Annotated in this window: 17 protein-coding genes; 9 read left to right on the forward strand and 8 right to left on the reverse strand. The window is 61.8% G+C overall.

Features of this window, described 5'->3' with window-relative positions; genetic code table 11:
* Positions 1-176: 176 nt before the first annotated feature.
* The 5 genes from B5G34_RS04670 (at position 177) to malQ (ending at position 5,837) form a co-directional block, all read left to right on the forward strand.
* Positions 177-1,523: an ABC transporter substrate-binding protein gene (locus B5G34_RS04670; protein WP_087334719.1), complete on the forward strand. Its 1,347-nt coding sequence runs from the start codon at positions 177-179 to the stop codon at positions 1,521-1,523.
* A 94-nt stretch (positions 1,524-1,617) separates the two neighbouring features.
* Positions 1,618-2,460, forward strand: a complete 843-nt coding sequence (locus B5G34_RS04675) for a sugar ABC transporter permease (protein WP_087334721.1) — start codon at positions 1,618-1,620, stop codon at positions 2,458-2,460.
* Positions 2,460-3,296, forward strand: a complete 837-nt coding sequence (locus B5G34_RS04680; protein WP_087334723.1) for a carbohydrate ABC transporter permease — start codon at positions 2,460-2,462, stop codon at positions 3,294-3,296. The genes B5G34_RS04675 and B5G34_RS04680 overlap by 1 nt, the downstream gene beginning before the upstream one ends.
* A gap of 32 nt (positions 3,297-3,328) precedes the next feature.
* Positions 3,329-4,336 (forward strand): LacI family DNA-binding transcriptional regulator, encoded by a 1,008-nt coding sequence (locus tag B5G34_RS04685; protein ID WP_087334725.1) that lies wholly within the window; start codon positions 3,329-3,331, stop codon positions 4,334-4,336.
* A 4-nt stretch (positions 4,337-4,340) separates the two neighbouring features.
* Positions 4,341-5,837: a 4-alpha-glucanotransferase gene (gene malQ, locus B5G34_RS04690; protein WP_087334726.1), complete on the forward strand. Its 1,497-nt coding sequence runs from the start codon at positions 4,341-4,343 to the stop codon at positions 5,835-5,837.
* 48 nt (positions 5,838-5,885) lie between these two features.
* Here malQ and B5G34_RS04695 read toward each other — a convergent pair whose 3' ends face one another.
* Entirely contained in the window at positions 5,886-8,891 is a 3,006-nt protein-coding gene (locus B5G34_RS04695) for an S-layer homology domain-containing protein (RefSeq protein WP_087334728.1), read from the reverse strand.
* 99 nt (positions 8,892-8,990) lie between these two features.
* On the reverse strand, positions 8,991-10,196 hold the full coding sequence (hemW, locus tag B5G34_RS04700; RefSeq protein WP_087334730.1) for a radical SAM family heme chaperone HemW: 1,206 nt from the start codon (positions 10,194-10,196) through the stop codon (positions 8,991-8,993).
* Between the two features lie 161 nt (positions 10,197-10,357).
* Between hemW and B5G34_RS04705 the strand changes: the two genes are divergently transcribed.
* The gene (locus tag B5G34_RS04705; protein WP_087334732.1) at positions 10,358-11,263 is read left to right on the forward strand and encodes an RluA family pseudouridine synthase; all 906 of its coding nucleotides are present in this window, start codon (positions 10,358-10,360) and stop codon (positions 11,261-11,263) included.
* A gap of 37 nt (positions 11,264-11,300) precedes the next feature.
* Here B5G34_RS04705 and B5G34_RS04710 read toward each other — a convergent pair whose 3' ends face one another.
* The 3 genes from B5G34_RS04710 to B5G34_RS04720 form a co-directional block, all read right to left on the reverse strand.
* Positions 11,301-12,104 carry a phloretin hydrolase gene (locus B5G34_RS04710; RefSeq protein WP_087334734.1) on the reverse strand — a complete coding sequence of 268 codons (804 nt, stop codon included), beginning with the start codon at positions 12,102-12,104 and terminating at the stop codon, positions 11,301-11,303.
* A gap of 97 nt (positions 12,105-12,201) precedes the next feature.
* On the reverse strand, positions 12,202-14,193 hold the full coding sequence (locus B5G34_RS04715; RefSeq protein WP_087334736.1) for an FAD-dependent oxidoreductase: 1,992 nt from the start codon (positions 14,191-14,193) through the stop codon (positions 12,202-12,204).
* Positions 14,194-14,213: 20 nt separating this feature from the next.
* The gene (locus B5G34_RS04720) at positions 14,214-15,161 is read right to left on the reverse strand and encodes a flavodoxin family protein (protein WP_087334738.1); all 948 of its coding nucleotides are present in this window, start codon (positions 15,159-15,161) and stop codon (positions 14,214-14,216) included.
* Positions 15,162-15,301: 140 nt separating this feature from the next.
* On the opposite strand from B5G34_RS04720, the gene B5G34_RS04725 reads away from it, so the two are divergent.
* Entirely contained in the window at positions 15,302-16,207 is a 906-nt protein-coding gene (locus B5G34_RS04725) for a LysR family transcriptional regulator (protein WP_087334740.1), read from the forward strand.
* A gap of 111 nt (positions 16,208-16,318) precedes the next feature.
* On the forward strand, positions 16,319-17,959 hold the full coding sequence (gene hcp, locus B5G34_RS04730; RefSeq protein WP_087334742.1) for a hydroxylamine reductase: 1,641 nt from the start codon (positions 16,319-16,321) through the stop codon (positions 17,957-17,959).
* Between the two features lie 74 nt (positions 17,960-18,033).
* Here the strand turns inward: hcp and B5G34_RS04735 are convergent, their stop codons facing one another.
* The gene (locus B5G34_RS04735) at positions 18,034-19,305 is read right to left on the reverse strand and encodes a cation:proton antiporter (RefSeq protein ID WP_242956836.1); all 1,272 of its coding nucleotides are present in this window, start codon (positions 19,303-19,305) and stop codon (positions 18,034-18,036) included.
* 167 nt (positions 19,306-19,472) lie between these two features.
* On the reverse strand, positions 19,473-20,048 hold the full coding sequence (locus B5G34_RS04740; protein ID WP_242956837.1) for a TetR-like C-terminal domain-containing protein: 576 nt from the start codon (positions 20,046-20,048) through the stop codon (positions 19,473-19,475).
* Positions 20,049-20,186: 138 nt separating this feature from the next.
* Here B5G34_RS04740 and B5G34_RS04745 point away from each other — a divergent pair, with 138 nt between their 5' ends.
* Positions 20,187-20,432, forward strand: a complete 246-nt coding sequence (locus tag B5G34_RS04745; protein ID WP_087334748.1) for a TIGR03905 family TSCPD domain-containing protein — start codon at positions 20,187-20,189, stop codon at positions 20,430-20,432.
* Positions 20,433-20,500: 68 nt separating this feature from the next.
* On the opposite strand, the gene B5G34_RS04750 is transcribed toward B5G34_RS04745, so the two are convergent.
* Positions 20,501-22,582 carry a 5'-nucleotidase C-terminal domain-containing protein gene (locus tag B5G34_RS04750; RefSeq protein ID WP_087334750.1) on the reverse strand — a complete coding sequence of 694 codons (2,082 nt, stop codon included), beginning with the start codon at positions 22,580-22,582 and terminating at the stop codon, positions 20,501-20,503.
* Positions 22,583-22,639: the final 57 nt, after the last annotated feature.

Here is a 22,639-nt window from a genome sequence, read left to right on the forward strand (position 1 = left end):
ATTGTACAAATTAACTGCGTATAAATTGAGCGCAAAGCCGAAATTGGACAGTTTGCCAAAAAGATGCTTGAAATTGGAAACCAAAAGGAGTAAGATGCAGTTACACCGAGTTGGAAACGTTTCCATGAAACGTTTCCAGCCAAACCACGAATCAACTTTGACAGGAGGAACTTAGAATGAAGAAACGTCTGTTTGCGCTTGCGTTGACCGGCGCCATGGTAGCTGGTATGCTGACCGGCTGCGGCGGCGGTGGTACTCCCTCCGGCGATTCCTCTCCTTCCGGCGGTGGAGATGCCACCGGCGGCAAGGTATATTACCTGAACTTCAAGCCGGAGCAGGACGCCCAGTGGCAGGAGCTGGCTGAGCTGTACACCGAGGAGACCGGCGTGGAGGTCACCGTCCTCACTGCTGCCTCCGGCAACTATGAGACCACTCTGAAGTCCGAGATGGCCAAGACCGACGCCCCCACCCTCTTCCAGGTCAACGGCCCCGTGGGTCTGGCCGCCTGGAAGGACTACTGCTATGACCTGACCGGCTCGGCTGTGGCCGGCGAGCTGTCCAGCGACGAATTCGCCCTGATGGACGGGGACAAGATGGCCGGCATCGGCTACGTCATCGAGACCTACGGCATCATCTACAACAAGACGCTGCTGGAGCAGGCCGGCTACTCCGCCGAGGACATCAAGAGCTTCGCCGACCTGAAGAAGGTGGCCGAGGACATCACCGCCCGCAAGGACGAGCTGGGCTTCTCCGCCTTCACCTCCGCCGGCATGGACGGCTCCTCCGACTGGCGCTTCAAGACCCACCTGGCCAACCTGCCCATCTACTATGAGTACAAGGCCGACGGTATCGGCACCACCGACGCCATCAAGGGCACCTATCTGGACAACTACCGCCAGATCTGGGATCTGTACATCAACAATGCCACCTGCGAGCCCACCCTGCTGTCCACCAAGACCGGCGATGACGCCGTGGCTGAGTTTGTCACCGGTCAGGCCGTGTTCTATCAGAATGGCACCTGGGCCTACAACGACGTGGCCGAGCTGGGCGACGAGAATCTGGGTATGCTGCCCATCTACATCGGTGTGGACGGCGAGGAGAGCCAGGGCCTGTGCACCGGCTGCGAAAACTACTGGTGCGTCAACGCCAACGCCTCCGAGGCCGATATCAAGGCCACCCTGGACTTCATGAACTGGTGCGTCACCTCCGAGACCGGCGTCCAGGCCATGTGCGGCGGCGAGGGCGCCATGCCCTCCGGCCAGCCCGGCATGGGCTTCGTGATCCCCTTCCAGGGCAACCTGGAGTCCACCAACCCCCTGGTGAACATCGCCAGCCAGTATGTGGCCGACGGTTACACCTCCGTGTCCTGGAACTTCCCCACCATGCCCTCTGAGGAGTGGAAGAACGGTGTGGGCTCCGCCCTCACCAGCTATGCCGCCGATCAGAGCGACGCCCACTGGGACGCCGTGGTGTCCGCCTTTGTGGATGGCTGGGCTGCCGAGGCTGCTGCCGTCAACAGCTGAGCAACTGCAACTGAAACTGCTGATCGGGCAGCGGGCGGGCATTCTGCCCGTCCGCTGCCCCTGTTTTTGAAATCTGAGAGAGGAGGCCGGAGCTTTGGAAAAGGCGATCAAGCGATATTTTCCTATCTTCCTCATTCCGACCCTTGCTGCGTTTACCATCGGCTTTATCGTGCCCTTTATTATGGGTATCTGGCTGTCTTTTTGTGAATTCACCACCGTGACGGACGCCACCTTCGTGGGCCTGAGCAACTATATTAAGGCCTTCCAGGATACCATCTTCCGCCACGCCTTTTGGTATACCGCCCTCTTTGCGGTGGTCTCCCTGGTGGTCATCAATGTGATCGCTTTTGCCATTGCCCTGGCCCTGACCCAGAAGATCCGGGGCACCAACATCTTCCGTACCGTGTTCTTTATGCCTAACCTGATCGGCGGTATCGTGCTGGGCTACATCTGGCAGCTCATCTTCAACGGTATTCTGGCTGTCTATTCCACCGCCCTCAACCTCAACGAGTGGTACGGCTTTGCCGGACTAGTGATCCTGGTGTCCTGGCAGCAGATCGGCTATATGATGATCATCTATATCGCCGGGCTCCAGTCCATCCCCGGTGACGTGATGGAGGCCGCCGCCATCGACGGTGCCAGCGGTCCCCAGCGCCTGTTCAAGGTCACCATCCCTATGATGATGCCCTCTATCACCATCTGCACCTTCCTGTCGGTGGTCAACGGCTTCAAGCTTTTTGACCAGAACCTGTCCCTTACCGCCGGTGAGCCCGCCAAGATGTCCGAGCTGCTGGCCATGAACATCTACACCACCTTCTACGGCCGCACCGGCTGGGAGGGCGTGGGCCAGGCCAAGGCCGTGATCTTCTTTGTGCTGGTGGTGGCCATCGGACTGATCCAGCTGCGGGCCACCCGTTCCAAGGAGGTGCAGCAGTAATGAAGCGGAAACAGCGTATGAACCGGCTGGGAACCGGTATCTTTACCTTCATCAGTATTTTCTACATACTGCCCATTGTGGTGGTGCTCTTCAACTCCTTCAAGAAAAAATCCTACATCAACCTGGAGCCCTTCAAGCTGCCCAATGAGACTACCTTCACCGGCCTGGACAACTATACCACTGCCATCGACCAATATGGCTTCCTGGAGGCGGTGGGCTGGACGGTGTTCATTACCGTGGGCTCGGTGCTGGTCATTCTGATCTGTACCTCCATGTGTGCCTGGTTCATTACCCGGGTGAAAAACCGCTTTACCAAGGGCATCTATATCCTGTGTGTGTTTTCCATGGTGGTCCCCTTCCAGATGGTCATGTTCACCCTGTCCCTGGTCACCGACCGGCTGGGTCTGGGCACACCCTGGGGCCTCATCATCATTTATCTGGGCTTTGGCGCCGGCCTGGCGGTATTCATGTTCTGCGGTTTCGTCAAGTCCATCCCCATTGAGATTGAAGAAGCTGCTATGATCGACGGCTGCTCCCCTATCCGTACCTTCTTCTCTGTGGTGCTCCCCATTATGAAGCCCACCTATATCTCGGTGGGTATTCTGGAGACCATGTGGATCTGGAATGACTTCCTGCTGCCCTATCTGACGCTGGACATCAAGAAGTACAAGACCATCTCCATTGTCATCCAGTACATGAAGGGATCCTATGGCCGGGTGGATATGGGCGCCATCATGGCCGCCCTCATCATGGCGGTGATCCCCGTAGTGGTGTTCTACCTGTCCTGCCAGAAGTACATCATCAAAGGCGTGGCTGCCGGCGCAGTCAAGGGATAAGCGCCGGAGCAGACGACAAGGGGTGAATTTCTTTGACCATCAAGGACATAGCAAAGCTGTCCGGATACGCGGTGGGTACGGTATCCCGTGTGCTGAATAACCGTCCGGATGTGTCCGAGGAGGCCCGCGCCAAGGTGCTGGCGGTGGTGGAGGCCAACAACTTCAAACTGAACAGCAACGCCAAGCACCTGAAGCAGCAGGCCAGCAGCGGTGTGGCGCTTATCGTCAAGGGCACACAGAACATGCTCTTTGCCGACCTGGTGGAACGGATTCAGACCCGCATCAGGGACAGCGGCCACCCCAGCCTCATCTACTATATCGACGAGGATGATAATGAGATCAAGCAGGCTATTCAGGTATGCCGGGAGCGGCGACCCATGGGCATTCTCTTCCTGGGCAGCAACCTGAGCCTGTTTCAGACCGGCTTTTCCCAGATCACCATTCCCTGTGTGCTGGTGACCAACTCAGCGGCGGGGCTGGACCTGCCCAACCTGTCCAGCGTCAGTACCGACGACACCGACGGCGCCCGCCGGGCAGTGGAGCGGCTCATGGAGCTGGGCCACCACACCATCGGTATTCTGGGCGGCCGGGCGGAGCAGTCCAACGCCGCCCAGGCCCGTCTTGAGGGAGTGCGGCAGGCCTTCCGGGCCCGGGGGCTGGTTCTGGACGAGGAGCGGCAGTGCGAGACTGCCCGATTCGACCTGTCCGGCGGCTATGCCGCCGTAGAGCGACTGCTGGATAAGCTGCCCGGGATGACTGCCCTGTTTGCCATGTCCGACGTGCAGGCCCTGGGTGCCATGCGGGCCCTCCATGATCGGGGCCTGCGGGTGCCGGAGGACATCTCGGTGCTGGGCTATGACGGCATCGAGCTGGGGCGGTACGCCGTACCCCGGCTCACCACCGTCCGTCAGGACGCCCAACGGCTGGCAGAGCGGAGCGTGGACATTCTGATCCACCAGATCCGGGATGGCGGGGGCCCCGTCCATGAACTGCTGCCCCATATCCTTCTTGACGGAGAGAGTGTAAAGGAAAGGACTTGAGATTATGCGCACCGGCGGCATCCTGATGCACATTACCTCCCTGCCCTCCCCCTACGGCGTGGGCACCATGGGGGAGAGCGCCCGCCACTTCGTGGATTTTCTGCAGGCGGCAGGGCAGTCCCTGTGGCAGATCCTGCCCATCTGTCCTACCAGCTACGGGGACTCCCCCTATCAGAGCTTTTCCACCTTCGCGGGCAATCCCTATCTCATCGATCTGGACGATCTGACCGCCGACGGGCTGCTGGACCGGGCAGACTATGCGGGGCTGGACTGGGGCGGGGACCCGCTGATGGTGGACTACGGCAAGCTCTACCAGAACCGCTATCCGGTGCTGCGGAAGGCCTGCCGGGCACTGCTGGCCGCGCCCACTGCGGACTACCGGTCTTTTTGTGAAAAAAACGCCTTTTGGCTGGAGGATTACGCCCTCTTTATGGCGATGAAGGAGGCCAACGGCGGCGAGCCCTGGACCGACTGGGAGCAGGCCATCCAGAACCGGGAGGTGGTAGCTCTCAACCGGGTACGCCGGGCCCTGGAGGGGGATATCGCCTTCTGGCGCAGTGTGCAGTACCTCTTCTTCCGGCAGTGGAACGCTCTGAAGGATTATGCCAATGAGCATGACGTGCGCATCATCGGAGACCTGCCCATCTATGTCTCCGCCGACAGCGTGGACGTGTGGGCCCATCCTGAGCAGTTCCAGCTGGACGAGCACCGGCGGCCTACCGAGGTGGCGGGCTGTCCGCCTGACGGCTTCTCAGCCGACGGTCAGCTGTGGGGAAACCCCCTCTTCAATTGGGAGGCCATGGAGCGGGACGGCTTTGCCTGGTGGGTGCGCCGCATCGCGTACCAGTTTGAGATCTATGACGTGCTGCGTATCGATCACTTCCGCGGCTTTGACGCCTACTATGCCATTCCCTACGGGGAGACCACCGCCCAGAACGGGCGCTGGCGGCAGGGACCGGGGATGAAGCTCTTCCGGGCGGTGGAGGCTTCCCTGGGAAAAAAGGAGATCATCGCTGAGGACCTGGGCTTCCTCACCCCGTCGGTCCACCGGCTCCGGGAGGAGACGGGCTTCCCTGGTATGAAGGTGCTGGAGTTTGCCTTCGACCGGCGGGACGGTGGCGGACCGGCCTATCTGCCCCATAACTATCCCACCAATTGCGTGGTCTATGTGGGCACCCACGACAACGAGACTGCCGTGGGCTGGCTGGAAACCGCACATCCTGAGGATGTGGCCCATGCCCGGGAATATCTCCGCCTGGACCCCCGGGAGGGGGAGCACTGGGGCATGATGCGGGCGGTGTGGGCCAGCGTGGGCCGCTGCGCGGTGGTGCAGATGCAGGATGTGCTTGGCCTGGGCCGGGAGGGACGTATGAATATCCCCTCCACCCTGGGGGGCAAAAACTGGACCTGGCGGGCCCCGGCGGGCTTTGACTCCCCGGAGCTGGCGGCCCGGCTACGCCGCCAGATGGCCCTGTATGGCCGCCTGCCGGAACAGGAATAAAGAAAAACGTGCGCCGTAAGGCGCACGTTTTTCTTTTCTAAGCTGGAATTACAGCATGGCGTACAGCAGCTTGGCCACCTCGCCCCGGGTGATGGAGTCGGAGGGGCGGATCTGGTTGTTGTTGCCGCTGACCACGCCCTGGGCCACCAGGGTCTTGACGTAGGAGAGGGACCAGGAGGGGACCTGCCCGGCGTCACTGAAGGTGAGCTCGGCCTGGGCAAAGCCCTTGGCCTGGGTGCGGCCCAGAATGGTCATGGCCTCGGCCCGGGTGATGGTGGCCGAGGGGTTGGCCAGCAGCTGGCCGCCGCTGGAGGCGCCCTGGAGGATGCCCAGGCTGTACATGGCCTTGACCTCAGTGAGAGCCCAGGAGGGGATGCTGGCGGTGTCGGCGAAAGGCAGCTGCACGCTGGCATAGTTGGCCAGATCCAGATCCATCCACCGGGCCACCAGAGCGAAGAATTCCGCTCGGGTGATGTTCTTGTCCGGCTGATACAGAGGCGTATCGCCGCCGGTGCCCTGGGAGACTCCCTGGTCGTACAGGAAGGTGGCGTAGGGCTCCGCCCAGTGGCCGGTCATGTCGGAGAAGGGGCTGGTGCGGCTGGAGGCGGGCTTGATGTCCGCCGAGGCCCGGCCCAGGTTGCCGCTGGCGTCGGAGACAGTGACCGTGACCCGGTGATAACCGTTGTCGGCAGAGGGGAGGGTGGCGGTCAGGGTGCCGGAAGCCTCATTCCAGGAACCGGTCATGACGGTGCCATCATAGGTGAGGGTCACCTGGCTCTGGGGGATGGAGGCGTCCACATCGTCCTGCACGGTGGCGGTGAGCTGGGTGCCCTTCACAGAGACCTTCACCGTAGGCGCGGTGGTGTCGGTGACCTTCTGATTGGCGGTGACCAGCTGATCCAGCCAGATGGCGCCGGAGGTCTTGCTGCCGCCGTAGATCACATCCAGGCTCAGCAGGGAGGTGGCCCCGGCGGGCAGCTGGACCATCACATACTTCCAGCCGGTGAAGTCCAGGCCGGTGAGCAGGAACTGCTGGACCTGTCCGCTGGAATCCAGAACGCTGGCCATCAGGGTATTGCCGGAGCCGTCGCCGTACACCCACATACCCAGCCAGCTCTCACCGGAGGGGATGGACAGGGAGGTGGACAGGGAGGCGGCGCCGCTGGAAGCGTTATAGGACAGCTTCAGGCTCTGCTTGCCGTTGTGGATGTAGTCGGAAGAAATTTCCCCGGAGGCGGTGGCAGTGGCCGTACTGGTAAAGGACGACAGGCTGCCCTCGCAGGAATCCAGGGTCTTGACGTGGCCGGCGATGGTCACCGGGATAGAGACGCTCCTGCCGCCGGCCGATACGGTCAGGGTACCGCTGCCGCTGGTGGAGGCGGCGGTGAGCACACCGTTGGCATCCACCGTGCCCAGCGCGGGGTCCAGGGACCAGGTAAAGCAGGTATCCTGGGAGGAGAGGGACAGGGAACGGTAGATGGCGGTGGCCTTCAGGCTGACCTGCTGGCCGGGGTCCAGGCTGAGGGAGCTTACCTTGGCTCCGGTGGACTCATTGGTGATGGTGATGGAGTCCGGGGTGGAGACGGTGGTCAGGTAGGCGGTACCGGAGGCGCTGCCGTCGGAGGCGGTGACCTGAGAGAAGCCGCTCTGGCTGCCGGCGGTAAACAGACCGTTCTGATCCACGGTGCCCCCTCCCTCTGACACGGACCAGGTGACCTCGTTGCTGTCGGTGGGGTAGTAATTGGTGTCCAGACCGGAGGCGGAGAGCTGGACGGTGGCCCCGGAGAGCAGCATGGAGTCAGTGGGGGTCACATAGTAGCTGTCCAGCTGACCGGTGGGCTGGAGGGTGGTGGTCAGGAAAATGGCGGTGCTGTTGGCGCGCTGAGAGCCGTCGGAGGGCCGGTTGATCACCTGCATGCCGTCGGTCTCCGGATAGGTGACGCCGATGGTGGTGGAGCCACCGCCGTCCATGGCCACCGCGTCCACGCAGCCCAGCTCGGCCAGCCGCTGGGCCACCTGGGTCAGAGTACAGCCCACGCTGTAGCCCGACTGCTTGCCGTCAATGGTGTAGAAGATGGCGGAGCCGTCGGCCTTGACACCCACCGCCGTCCAGGCGGTGCGCTCCGAGGGCAGGCCGGAGTTGACCGTGCCGCCGGAGAGGATCTTGTAGGTGCCGCCGATGGCCTGGTCCACAGTATTCCAGCGCTCGTCGGTGCTGGTGACGGACAAGGTCACCGTATCGCCGGGCTGAAGTGCCCGGAGCTTGGCCAGAATATCGGCGTTATCCTTGGCGTTCATGGTGAGCACCGCCTTCCCCTCAGGAATGGCGATGCTGCCGGTGGATTCCAGCACCTGCTCCACCTGGTACTGGACCTGCTGGCCGATGGTGGGCTGGGTGGCGCTGCCGCTGCCGTCGTCCACCGGGGTGAGGATCACGTCCACACCAGCGTCGGCGTTCTGGGTGGTGGTGGCAAAGTCGGAGGTGAGCAGGGTCAGGCCGCCGCTGGTGTCGCTGGCGGTAATTTTGCGGACCTTGTTGATGGCGCCGCTGAGCTTAAAGGTCTCCCCGCCAAAGGTGACGGTGGTGGAAAGGGCGGGCTGGCCGATGAAGGCGGTGCCGTCCTCATAAAAGCCCACGGCCCAGGCGGTGTTGTAGTAGGGGGTGGCCCGTACCACGCCGTCGGTGACCAGCAGGCCCACGGTGGAGCCGGTGCTCAGCACGTACCAGTCGCCGTTGATGCCGGAGACCACCCGCTTGCCCTGATTTTCCAGGCCCTTGGCCATAGTGGACAGGGATTGACGGTTGAGTACCTTATCACCGTAGGCCACGGTGGGTACCACATTCTCGTTGGGGCTGTAGGATATGTAGTACTCATGGCGCAGGTCGGAGTAGCTGTCGCTCCAGAAAATGTTTTTGCCAAGGGTGGCGCCCTGGGACAGCGGGACCTGAGCGGTGTGTACATCCCAGCCCAGGGCATAGGAGGCGGACGCCGCGGTGACGGTCAGGGCCAGAGCCAGACCCAGTGCGGCGCCTCGCCGGATAAAATGCTTCATCATTGTCCTCCTGAAGTCGGTTTACGGATCGATACATACGTTATGTTAACACAAAAGCCGCCGCTTGTAAACCAGCGGCGGCTTTTAATATGGGATCAGTTATGGTTGGGGCTCCTCCGGACGGCCCTGACGCAGACGGGGCAGGGTCTTTTCCAGGGTGGCCTCCTCCTGGATGGTAAGCAGATCGCCAATGAGTTGATTGGACACCAGAAAGCCCTTGGGCGTCAGGTTCCAGCGGCGGTCGTGGCGCTCCGCCCAGCCGTGACGCTCATAGTCCTCCAGCTTCTGCTCAATGGGGTCGAAGTTGAGGAAAAACTCCCGCCGGTACTCCCACTCCTCAATACCGCGGGTGGTACGCAGGCGGAGCATCAGGTATTCGCTGCCCCGCTCCCGGCTGGGAATCAGGTCGGAGGAGTCGATGACAGCGCCTCCCTCCAGCACCCCGGAGATATAGCCCTCCAGATCCCGGAGGAAGGAGTAACGGCGGCCGCCGAAGTCGGAGTGGGCCCCGGGGCCGAAGCCGATATAGGGGTGTCCCATCCAGTATTTCAGGTTGTGGCGGGACTGGAAGCCCGAGCGGGCGAAATTGGAGATCTCATATTGGCGGTAGCCCTCCTGCGCCAGACGGTCCACTGTCCACAGGTACATGTCGGCCTGCTGGTCGTCGTCAGGCAGCCGCTCGCCCCGGGAGACCCGGTAGTCCAGAGGGGTGCCCGACTCCACCTTCAGCCCATAGCAGCTCAGGTGCTCCGGCTTCAGGGCCAGTACCTGCTCTACCGTGTCCTGCCAGCCCTCCATGGTCTGGCCGGGCAGGCCGTAGATCAGATCCAGACTGATGTTCTGGAACTTGGCTGCCCGGGCGGCGCTCACTGCCGCCACAGCCTGGGCAAAGGTATGGGGCCGGTGGAGACATTCCAGCTCCCGGTCGCAGGCGGACTGGACCCCCAGGGATAGCCGGTTCACACCGGCCCGGCGGAGGGACTGGAGCATTTTCAGATCCACGCTGTCCGGGTTGCACTCCACGGTGATCTCGGCGTCCTTGGCCAGATCGAACCGCTTGGCGATGAGCCGCAGCAGTTCCCGCAGCCGCTTCTCCCCATAGTAGCTGGGAGTGCCGCCGCCGAAATAGACGGTGTCGATCTGATACCCCCGGGTCTGGGGGGCGGTCTCCTTCATGTGGGTGATTAAGGCCTTCTGGTAGTCGTCCATCCGCCCCTCCTGGCCGGCCAGAGAGTAAAAATCGCAGTAGTCGCATTTGCTGCGGCAAAAGGGAATGTGGATGTAGATGCCCAGCTTATCTGCCATAGACGGTGCCTCGCTTCCTGAAGGGTACGGCAATCGGGATACAGAAATAGCCTCGATTGAGCCTCAGCTAAAACAGTAACCCTTATTATACAACAAAATCCGTGATTTGAAAAGCATAGACGGCCATGCTATACTGAAAAAAACAGGAAAGGGGGAGGGCCATGAGGGAAAATGAAGGCAGACGGCTGACGCTGACGGTGGCGGCGGCGTGGGACGGCGAGAAGATCGACACCCTGCTGCGGCGGGAGCTGGGGCTGTCGGGTACCGTCATCAAGCGGATCAAGTGGCTGGAGGACGGCATCCTGCTGGATGGTGTCCGGGCCATCACCGGCCAGCGGGTAAGGGCGGGCCAGACCCTCACCGTCCGGGTGGCCGACCCGGCGCAGACGGAGCTGCCCACCCCCACGCCGGGACCGGTGGATGTGGTCTATGAGGACGGGGACCTGCTGGTGGTCAACAAGGCCCCGGGGGTGCAGGTCCATCCGGGGCCGGGCAATGGAACGGATACCCTGTGTAACCACATCGCCTGGCTGTACCGGCAGCGGGGGGAGTGTTCCGGGGTCCATCCGGCCCACCGGCTGGACAGGGGGACCTCCGGTCTGCTGGTGGTGGCCAAGCACCCGGTGGCCCAGGAGAAGCTGAAGGGTCAGCTCCACACGGAGGGGTTCCGACGGATCTACCTGGCGGTATGTGACGGCGTGCCCAAACCCCGGCAGGGGCGGGTGTACGCCCCCATCGGCCGGGTACCGGACTCCCTAGTGGAGCGGCGGGTGGACCCTGCGGGGCAGCAGGCCGCCACCCGTTACCGGGCGTTGGAGACGGTGGGAGGCCGGGCGCTGCTGGAGCTGGAGCTGGAGACCGGGCGTACCCACCAGATCCGGGTCCACATGGCCCACCTGGGCTGCCCCCTCACCGGGGACTTTCTCTATGGGCGGGAGGATAAAAGCCTGATTGGGCGGCCTGCCCTCCATTCAGCGGAGCTGTTCCTGACACATCCCATCACGGGGGAGCCCATGCACTGGCGGGCGCCCCTTCCGGCAGACATGGCCAAGCTTATGGCAGAATAAAAGAAGGGCGTGCTGCACAGCATGCCCTTCTTTTATATTACCAGTTGTCCTTGTTCTCAGCGTAGACCTGGGGCAGGATGGCGGCCAGGTGGCCGAACTCCTTCAGATTGTGGGCGAAGAGCCCCTGCACCACCTCCAGGGGCACGGATACACCGTCGGGCACCAGCTTCACCAGCTGGCCGTCTACCAGGCCGTAGCCGATCCAGAACCGGGAGCGGAGCACGATGCCTCCCTCCACCTCGCGAACGAAGTGGGTCATGATGGCAGCCACGCCCTCACCGGGAACAGGGCCGTGGCCGTTGGCGCACATCATGGTGGCGCAGGCCTCGGTGCTCACCTTGGACTCATCGTAGCCCATCTCGTGGGGGTAACGGAAGTTGAGGATCAGGGGATCGGGGCCGCCGCCGATGTCCTCCAGCACCACGTGCTGGGTGCCCCAGGTGCGCTCCCGCATGGGGAGGGACTGATCCAGGGTCTTTTCCCGGTTCTGCTGGCGGGCGTAGAAGTGATCCTCGGGGTCCCAGATCCGGTAGCGCAGGTCCTCCAGGCTGTGCCAGGCGAACCACCAGTCGAACATCTCGGGGGTGATCCCGGGCATGAAGGTGCGGTTGGCCAGGAAGCCGACGCCGTTGTCCATGACGCAGTAGCCCATCTCACAGGGCAGATCGCCGGGGAGGAACAGGTCGTTGCGGTCCTCGATCTTCAGGGCCAGGGCGGGGTCCATGGGGCCGCCGGCCAGCACGGCCAGCTTTTCTTCAGGGATGGGGGTGATGGGCAGATCATAGAACTTGGCGTAGGGCAGGGCCCGCTCTTCGGCGGTGAGGGGCTTGCGTTCGGGCATGATGATCCCTTCCTTTCTGATATTACGGATGGTTTTAGCATAAAACGGTTTCCCTTGGAAGGCTCGCCTTCCAAGGGAAACCGGACAGATGTTTGGATTACTTGCCGATCTCGATACCGGCCAGATAGCCGCTGCGGGTGGCCTGATCCACCTTGCCGGGCTGGATGGCGTCGCCGATGACCCAGGTCTTCATACCCTTGGCTTCGGCGGCCTCCTTCAGGGCGGAGATATCCACGCTCTTCATGCCCAGGGCAAAGAGGACGGTATCGGCCTCCAGGGTCTGGACCCCGTCGGCGTTCTCCACCTTCACGCTGGTGGGGGTGATCTCCAGGCAGCGGGTCTTGGGCATCATGCCCATGTTGCACTTCTCCATCTCCCAGATCAGGGCCTCCCGGTACATGCCGAAGGACTCGTTGGCCAGCCGGTCCAGCATCTCCACCACGGTGACCTCATGGCCGGTTTTCTGGAGGAACAGACCGGCCTCACAGCCCACCAGACCGCCGCCCACCATGACGATCTTGTGGCCGGGCTTTACCTTGCCGTCGTACATATCCATGGCCTTGTGGGCATGCTCAATGCCGGGCACAGGGGGGCAGGAGGGCAGGGAGCCGGTGGCAAAGATGACGCCGTCGGCGCCGAAGGAGCCGATGTTTTCAGGGGTGACGGTGGTATTGAACCGCACGTCGATGTCACGGCGCTCCACCTCCCGGACCAGCAGGTCCTTGAAGTTGTGCAGGTCGGGCTTGTCGGTGTCCACGTCGGTGAACCGCAGCAGGCCGCCCAGATAGCCCTCCTGCTCGGCCAGGATCACCTTCTGGCCCCGGTCACAGGCGGTAATGGCGGCCTGCATGCCGGCGGCGCCGCCGCCCACGATGAGGACGGTCTCACACTTGGAGGCGGGGGCCAGGGTGTCGGGGTCGAAGGGCAGGTGAGCCAGGGGGTTGATGGTGCAGTGGCCCACGTACAGGGCCAGCTCCTCGCTGGTGAAGGGCAGATCGTCGTAGCCCTCCTCGGGGGAGCCGGGGAAGCACTTGTAGCAGCGCAGGCAGCGGCGGATCTGGTCCTCCTTGCCCTCACGGGCCTTGTTGGCAAACTCGGGGTCGGCCAGCATCTGGCGGCCCAGAATGGCGAAGTCGATCTTCCCCTCGGCGATGGCCTGGTCGCACATCTCGGGGGAGTTGATGCCGCCCACAGCGCCCACGGGCAGCTTGGTGTACTTCTTGATGATGGCGGCGTTGTCAATGTTCAGGCCGTGGGCGTGGAACATGGAGCTCTCGGTGCCCGACTTGACGGATTCCTCATAGATGCCGCAGGTCACATGGACGGAGGTGATGTAGGGCTCGGCCATGGCGATGAACTCGCCGGTCTCCTCGGGGGTGATGCCGCCGGGCTGATGGTCGGTGCCGTCGATACGCAGCTCCACCAGGAAGTCGGGGCCCACCGCCTCACGGACGGCCTTGAGGATCATCAGGGGGAAGCGGGCGCGGTTGGCCAGGGAGCCGCCGTAGTTGTCGGTACGGGTGTTCATCAGGGGGGAGAGGAACTGGGTGAAGATGAAGCCGTGGCCGCCGTGGATGAGCACGCCGTCAAAGCCGGCCTTCTGCATATAGGTGGCGGAGACGGCGAAGTCATGGGCCACCCGCACCATGTCGTCCTCATTCATGGCCCGGACCTTCACGCCGGCCAGGTTGGTGGTCTCGATGGGGCCGATGGCCTCCTGACCGGGGCCGAAGGGCACCTTCTCCTTGCCGCAGTGGACCAGCTCAGCCAGAGCAACGGCGCCGTGGCGCTTGATGCGGCGGGCGTACTCGCCCACGGCGTCGAAAGTCTCGGGGTCCTCCTCGGGCTTGGCGAAATCGAAGGGGCGGAAGCCGGGGATGCGAACGGCGTCGGTAAAGTTGACGTCGGTCTCACCCACGATGACGCAGCCGTTGCCGCCCTTGGCGCTGCTCTCCAGCTTGCGGTAGGTGAAGTCCCGGGCGGCGGGGTTCTGCACGATGAGGCCGAAGGCCATGGGGGCGCTGACGATGCGGTTGCGGTAGGTCACCTTGCCCACCTGCATGGGGGCAAACAGATGCTCAAACTTCATAATTCAGAACTCCTTTCAAATTACTCAATACCGGGAAACTGGATGTTCTTGTACTTGGGCAGGCGATCGGCCACCAGCTGACGCTTGGCGGGGTCCATAAAGAAGCCGCCCTGGGTCTCGGCGATCTCATCGCAGTGGACGCCCCGGCCCTCCTCGGTGGTGCGGTCCCGCTCCAGGCCGTTTTCGGCGATGACGAACTTCCAGCGGCCGTCCTCCGTCTGCTCCAGAGTACCGCCGGCGCCGCACACCACACACTCGATGGGGTAGTGGAGGCCCTTCCACTGGGGCTCGCCCAGGCAGAGGGCGTTGGAGTGGCAGTTGGGGCACCAGCCGTAGTCGGGGTCGCCCAGCCACTTACGCTCAGCCACAGGGGTGTTGAGGGCCTTCATGATGTTCTGGCCCATTTCCCGGGCACGAGCCAGCTTCTCCTCGTAGAGAAGCACCTGGGCGGGGGCGGGCACCTGGGTGGCCATGTACATATCCACGATCTTGAAGCTGTTGGTGAAGGTGGTGGCCTGCATACACTCCAGGGCCATGGACTGCCAGGAGCGGGTGGAACCACCCACCGCGATCAGTCCGCCCACCCGGTCCCGGGGCGCGATGGCGCCGATCTTGGTGAGGAAGGCCGACTCATAGGCCAGATTGCGGTGCATGAACTTGAGGAACAGGGAGGAAGGCATCAGATCGTAGGTGGGAGCTGAGAAGATCACCGCGTCCTGCTCCAGCATCACGTCCATGATCTTCTTCTTGTCGTCCTTTTTGTCCAGGGGGCAGCCCACATTCTTGCCCATGGACATGCCGATGGTGCAGGAGGTACAGCCGTCACAGTCCAGCAGCTCGTAGTCCTTCAGGTTGATCATACGCACCTCGGCACCCATCTCCTGACAGGCCAGCAGGGCCTCCTTGAGCAGGATCTCGCAGTTGCTGTCTTTCCGGCCGGCAGTAACGCCCATGACTTGAAAACCCATGTTTCTTGCTCCTTCGCACAATTATTTACGCAAGATATGGTAACACCTTGGTACAAAAAAGAGAAATTCAGCTTTTCTGGACCATTGATAAAAAAGGTTTATCAATTTATAATGGTGACAGGAAAGGAGGGGATACTGCCATGCATCTGGAGCAGCTGCGCTATTTTCTCTCGGTGGCCCGCCACCGGAACTTTACCGAGGCGGCCAGAGAATTTTATATGACCCAGCCCGCCATTACCCACCAGATCTCCGCCCTGGAGCGGGAGCTGGGGGTCAAGCTCTTTCTGCGCACCACACGGAACGTGTCCCTGACCCGGGCGGGGGAGCTCTTTCTGGAGGACGCCAAGCGGATGCTGGACCTGGAGGAGCGGGCCATGGACCGGCTGAAACAGGCGGAGCAGACCGACAACCTGTCTTTGAAGATCGGCTACCTGAACAGCCCCTGCCGCCACTTTCTGCCCAAGCTGATGCGGGAGTACCGCAGCCGTTATCCCCAGGTGCGGGTGGAACTGGTCCGGGGGGTGGCGGAGGATCTGCAGCAGGGCTGTGAGGAGACGGCCTTTGACGTGGCTTTCTCCGTGCTCTCCGACCTGCGGGGCATGAGCCAGTACCACTGCCGCCGGTTGGTGGCCGACTTCTACTGCCTGGTGTGTCCCCCAGACCATCCCTGCCTGGACAATACCGCCATCGACTACGGCAGGCTGGCCACCGAGCCCTTTGTCTGTCTCTCACGGGAGGGGGGCAGCTACATGTACAAGCAGTTCCGGGAGATCTGCCGGGACATGGGCTTTACGCCCCGGGTGACGGCAGAGTACCCGGCCATGGAGGATGTGCTGTTCGCGGTGGAGTGCGGCCAAGCTCTGGCCATTCTGCCCTACCACATTCGGGAGTACATGCATACCGATCTGGTCTTCCTGCCTCTGGACGGTACCAGCCCCGTCATTGAGGTGGGGGTGGCCTGGCGCAGGCAGTCGGACAACCCGGCGGTGCGCTGGTTCATCGATCTGATCCACCATTACCTGGTAGAACAGCCCGATCTTTTTTGATACGTGGAGAAAAACCTCCTGATTTCGTTGCTTCTGCAACGGAACAGACGGGGCGATTATCGTATACTGCCCCCAGAACGACAATCACCCCGTCACCAAGGAGGAATATCCATGGAACACAACATGTTTTGCTATCAGTGTCAGGAGACCGCCGGCTGCAAGGGCTGCACCCGGGTGGGCGTATGCGGCAAACAGCCTGACGTGGCCGCTATGCAGGATCTGCTGGTTTATGTGACAAAGGGCCTGTCCGCTGTGACCACCGCCATGCGGGAGCAGGGGTCTGCGGTGGAGACAGCAGTCAACCACCTGATCACCCTCAACCTGTTCACCACCATCACCAACGCCAACTTTGACAAGGAAGCCATTGAGGCCCGCATCCGGGAGACACTGGCGGTGCGGGAGAAGCTGCTGGCTCAGGTGAAGGAGCCCGGTAAACTGCCCCAGGCCGCCCTGTGGGACGGCTCCGGCGATTGGGAGGTCAAGGCCAAGACAGTGGGCGTGCTTTCTACCGAAAACGAGGATATCCGCTCTCTGCGGGAGCTCATCACCTACGGTCTGAAGGGCCTGTCCGCCTACTCCAAGCACGCCAATGCCCTGATGCAGGACGACGGCGAGGTGGACGCCTTCCTTCAGAAGGCTCTGGCGGCCACCCTGGATGAAAGCCTGACCGCCGACGACCTGGTGGCCCTCACCCTGGAGACCGGAAAGTACGGCGTCTCCGGCATGGCCCTGCTGGACAAGGCCAACACCGGGGCCTACGGCAACCCGGAGATCACCAAGGTCAACATCGGCGTGGGCAAGAACCCGGGTATCCTGGTGTCCGGCCACGATCTGCGGGATCTGGAGATGCTGCTGGAGCAGACCCAGGGTACCGGGGTGGACGTGTATACCCACTCCGAGATGCTGCCCGCCCACTACTATCCCGCCTTTAAGAAGTACCCTAACTTTGTGGGCAACTACGGCAACGCCTGGTGGAAGCAGAAGGAGGAGTTCGAGGCCTTCCACGGCCCCATCCTCATGACCACCAACTGCATCGTGCCCCCCAAGGACAGCTACAAGGACCGGCTGTACACCACCGGCGCGGCGGGCTTCCCCGGCTGCAAGCATATTCCCGGTGAGATCGGAGAGAAGAAGGACTTCTCCGCCCTCATTGAGCACGCCAAGAAGTGTGTGCCCCCTCAGGAGCTGGAGACCGGCGAGATCGTAGGCGGCTTTGCCCACGCCCAGGTGCTGGCCCTGGCGGACAAGGTGGTGGAGGCGGTGAAATCCGGCGCCATCAAAAAGTTCGTGGTCATGGCGGGCTGCGACGGCCGGGCCAAGAGCCGGGATTACTACACCGAGTTTGCCACGGCCCTGCCCCATGACACGGTGATCCTCACCGCTGGGTGCGCCAAGTACAAGTACAACAAGCTGGATCTGGGGGATATCGGCGGCATTCCCCGGGTGCTGGACGCCGGCCAGTGCAACGACTCCTACTCCCTGGCGGTCATTGCCCTCAAGCTGAAGGAGGTCTTCGGCCTGGAGGACATCAACGACCTGCCCATTGTGTACAACATTGCCTGGTATGAGCAGAAGGCGGTCATTGTACTGCTGGCCCTGCTCTACCTGGGGGTGAAGAACATCCACCTGGGACCCACCCTCCCCGCCTTCCTCAGCCCCAATGTGGCCAAGGTGCTGGTGGACAGCTTCGGTATCGCCGGGATCGGCACCGTGGAGGAGGACATGGAGCACTTCTTCGGCCAGCAGGCTTGATGATACAGATTAAAAAACACGGACCGGCAGGAAAATCTGCCGGTCCGTGTTTTGACTGTATAGGGTTTCCGGCATCAGGACTTGCCGGAGGCGTTGTTGCGCAGACGCTCGTGGTCCTCCAACAGGGCCTGGGTAGCCAGGTCGAAGGCTGCGGCGTCCTCGTAGCGGTTGACCAGCTCGCTCTCCTGCAGGTCGCTGTAGTCCTTCTCCTTGCCGTGATAGACTACCTTCAGCAGGATGGGGGTCAGAATGGTGGTGGCAATGACCATCAGCACCACAGGACCGAAGAATTCGTCCTTCATCAGTCCGGCGGCGATGCCGTTGTTGGCCACGATCAGGGCAACCTCGCCGCGGGAGATCATACCCACGCCGATGCGCAGGGAGTCCTGATTGGAGTAGCCGCACAGCTTGGAGCCCAGGCCGCAGCCCAGGATCTTGGAGACGACCGACCACAGGATCAGCAGGACGGAGAAGAGAACGATAGTCCCGCTCATCTGGGGCAGCACCACCTTCAGGCCGATGCTGGCAAAGAAGATGGGGGAGAGCAGGGTGTAGGAGAGGGTGTCGAACCGATCCTGCAGATAGGTGACCCGGGGGGTCTTGGCAAAGATCAGTCCGGCGATGTAGGCGCCGGTGATGTCGGCCACGCCGAAGAGCTCCTCCGCCAGATAGGCGTACAGCAGGCAGAAGGCGAAGGAAATGACCACAAAGCGGCGCTTATCCCGGTCATACCGCTTGAACCACCACTCCACCAGCCGGTGGAGCAGGATCCACACCACCACGCTGATGGCGAAGAAGGCGGCGATCTTCACCAGCACCAGCAGTACATTGGCGCCGGTGCCCGACAGGCTGGTGATGATGGTGAGGGCCACGATGCCCAGCACGTCGTCGATGATGGCCGCGCCCAGGATGGCGTTGCCCGAGCGGGTGGAGAGCTTGCCAATCTCCTTCAGGGTCTCCACGGTGATGCTGACCGAGGTGGCGGTGAGGATCACGCCGATGAAGACGTTCTGCAGGAAGGCCTCGCTCCCCTGGTTGAACAGGGAGGCCAGCACAAAGCCACCGGCCAGGGGGACCAGCACGCCGATGAGGGCGATGACAAAAGCGGAACGGCCGGCCTTCTTCAGCTCGCCCAGATCGGTCTCCAGACCGGCGTTGAACATCAGGACGATGACGCCCAGCTCCGCCAGCTGGTCCATCAGGGTGGTCTCCTGCAGCACGCCCAGCATGGCGGGGCCCAGCAGCAGGCCGGCCAGCAGCGCGCCCACCACCTGAGGCAGGGCAAACCGCTTGGTCACGATACCCAGGACCTTGGTGCTGAGCAGAATGACCGCGATCTCAAACAAAAAATGGTAATTCGTACAGACCTCTCCTCTCTCTGGAGTTGTGAAAATGTACTATAAATAGTAGGGAAATTTGTTGAATAAGTCAATCGTCAAGTTGGATAGAAATTATGAGCATACAAACAAAAAATATGACAACAAAACTCCCCGGCATGACGTCCACAGGGACGCTACCGGGGAGTTTCTGTCTTGTGATCGGAAAAGGAGGAGAAGCGTTGGGCCACCCGCTGGAATTCCCCCTCCAGCAGAAAAGTGATGCGGGCGGCCAGCTGGGCGGGCTCCTCCTTCATGTCATCCGCCAGCCAGCCCAGCATGGTGCCGGCCAGGGCGTACATATAGAAATCTGTTAAAAAGTCCTGATCCTGTTCGGAGAGCGCCAGGCCGTCGGAGGCTTGCTCCAGAAGCCGGGCGATGAGGGCGCGGGACATGGTGAACAGCTGGCAGTCCAGATGCTCTCTGCCGCCGGAGCGATAGATATGGTAGATCAGAGCGTGGTTGGTCTGGATGTACCGGAATGCGTCCATCAGCGCGTCCTGCCAGGAAGCTGCGTCCTGCAGGGCCTCAGCGGTCTCATGCTCCAGAAACCAGTGGAGCAGATCGTAGATATCCTGGAAGTGATAGTAGAAAGTCTGGCGGTTGACTTCACAGTCCTCCACGATCTCCTTGACCGTGATATCGTCCAGAAACTTTTTTTGAAGCAGATGCTTGAGGGAATTGGCCAGGGCAAGCTTTGTGCTGGGAGCCAATGGACACACCTCCTTCCCTCGGAAAAGCGGGGAAACAACTGGAGTAATTATACCACAGGGGTATAAAGAATTGCAATCCTGTCGAAAGTATGGTATGATTTGCCCCGTTAACAGGGAACAGCAAAGGAGAGAGGTACCATGACCATCGACTATCGGCCCAGGGGAGTCTGCTCCCAGAGAATGCAGGTGAACGTGGAGGACGGCGTCATCCAGTCCCTGCAGGTCCAGGGAGGCTGCAACGGCAACCTTCAGGGCATCTCCCGTCTGGTTGAAGGCATGAAGGTGGAGGAGGCCATCCGCAGACTGGAGGGTATCCGCTGCGGCTTCAAGGCCACTTCCTGCCCGGATCAGCTGGCCCAGGCCCTGAAACAGGCCCAGGGCTGAGTTTTGCCGACAAATAAGGAGGGCGTGCGTCAGCACGCCCTCCTTATTTGCGTATTGGGAAACAGGACTCAGGCGGCCTCGGCCACATTCAGAGCGCCAAAGGCGGTGAGGATCTGATCCAGCTCGGTGGTCAGCACGGTGCCGCCGGGATTGAGGGCGCCGTTGCTGTCAGCGGTCATCAGCTGGCCGTAGTAGCAGAAGGACATACCCTCCAGAGCCCAGGCGGGGATCCGGTCGTAGTCGGCGGCCTCCTGCATGGACATGCCGCCCTCCTCCACGGTGACGCCGGTGAGGGACGCATAGCGGCCCAGAGCGGTGGCCAGCTCGGCACGGGTAATGGCCCGGTCGCCCTCGAAGAGACCGTTGCCGCTGCCGTTGGTCAGGCCGTTGTCCTCGGCCCAGGCGGCGGCGTCGGCGTAGTCCTTGCCCTCCACGTCGGCAAAGGTGGCCTTGTCCGCTCCTGCGGGCTTGCCGGCCAGCTCGTACAGAGCCTGGTACACCTCGCCGCGGGTGGCGTTCTCAGCGGCAGCGGCGGTCAGAATGGTGATGCGGCCGTCCGGCTGACCGTACTGATCAGCGGTGATCACGCCGCCCAGCTCATCGGTGATGTAATCCATCAGGACCTCGTCCATAGGCAGCCCCAGATCATAGTTGGCGGAAGCAGTCTTGAATGCATAATAAGTGTCACCGCCTGCGGCCATAAAGTCATTGGTGGCGATGGTATATACTGCATTGGGGTCAAAGGGTTTTCCACCCACAGACTCAATGGTTACTCTCTGGATGGAGGCGGGGGCGTAGTAGGTGGTTTTGGGATAAGCCTCGCCCTGGTCATAGGGTTTGGTCGTATCCACGGTAAAGATGATACCGGAAACCTGGGGGAAGCCGCCCACAGCGGCAGGCGTGCAGTAAGTAGAGGCTTCCAGAACCTCCAGCAGTTCAGCGCCGGTAACCTTCACGATGCTCAGGGTGTTGCCAAAGGGCAGAACGGTATTGACGTCCTTCTTGGTCACGTCACCGACCTGAATGGGAGCCCGGATACCGCCGCCGTTGGTCACAGCGGCATCGATGGTCTCACCCTCGCGGGCGGCGCCCCACATAAGGGCGTCAGTGATCAGATCGCCCAGGTTGGTTTCCTGAGTGCGGTTGCCGGGGTCCTTGTCGCCGTTGAGGAGGACCTCAGTCTTGGCAAAGACGGTGCCGTAGTCCGCTTCCACCTGTGCGGTGATCTCAGCGGCGCGGGCAGCGATGGCCTCATCCTCGGCAGTCAGATCGGCGACCTTGACAGATTCCGCAGAGGCAGAGCCGTCAGACAGAGTGACCACACCGATATTCTCCAACTCGGTACCGGTGGAGGTGAGGACGGTATCGCCCACCTTACCAGTGCCGTCGGTGACAGCCAGAATATCTTCCTGAGTGGAGTGGGAGTGGCCATCGATGAAGACATCAATTCCGTCTACCTTGGCCAGAAGGTCGACGGAGCGGTTCCCGGTACTCTCCTCGTCAATTCCCAGATGGCCCACACACACGATGTAGTCGCAGCCGTCAGCCTCCAACTTATCTACAGAGGCCTGGACATCAGCAAACATCTTATCTCCGGCATCAAAGGTGAGACCGGCGATCTTGGCGGGGTGAGCCTTGGTGGCGGTTTCGGGGGTGGTGACACCCACAAAGCCGACCTTGGTGCCGGAATCAGTTTCGAGGACGTAGGAGTCGGCAAAAGCGGCGCTGCCGTTGCTGGTCACATTAGCGGCAAGGATGGGGAACTCGGCGCTTTCGCTGAGGGTCTTGAGGTTCTCATAGCCATAGTCGAATTCGTGGTTGCCAGGGACGGCCAGATCATAGCCGACCATGTTCATCAGTTCGACAGCATTGGCACCCTGAGAGATGCTGACGGTAGGGTCGCCCTGAATGAAGTCGCCGGCATCCACCAGGATCACGTCGGTACCTTCAGCTTCGTACTGGGCCTTCAGCGCGGCTACTTTAGCGTAGCTGCCGATGGCACCGTGGACGTCATTGGTGTGGAGCACCACTACGTCGTTTGCTGCGCCCTCTCCGGAGGTCTCATCGGCGGCCATGGCAGGGACACAGAGGCTGCCCGCCATGGACAGGGTCAGAAACAGGGACAGGACTTTGCGTGTGTGTTTTTTCATACAAACATTCCACCTTTCCTTCCATTGTTTCCCGATCGTGCAGGGATGCACATTGGA

Source organism: Flavonifractor sp. An82 (genome assembly GCF_002159265.1).
GTDB lineage: Bacteria > Bacillota > Clostridia > Oscillospirales > Oscillospiraceae > Flavonifractor.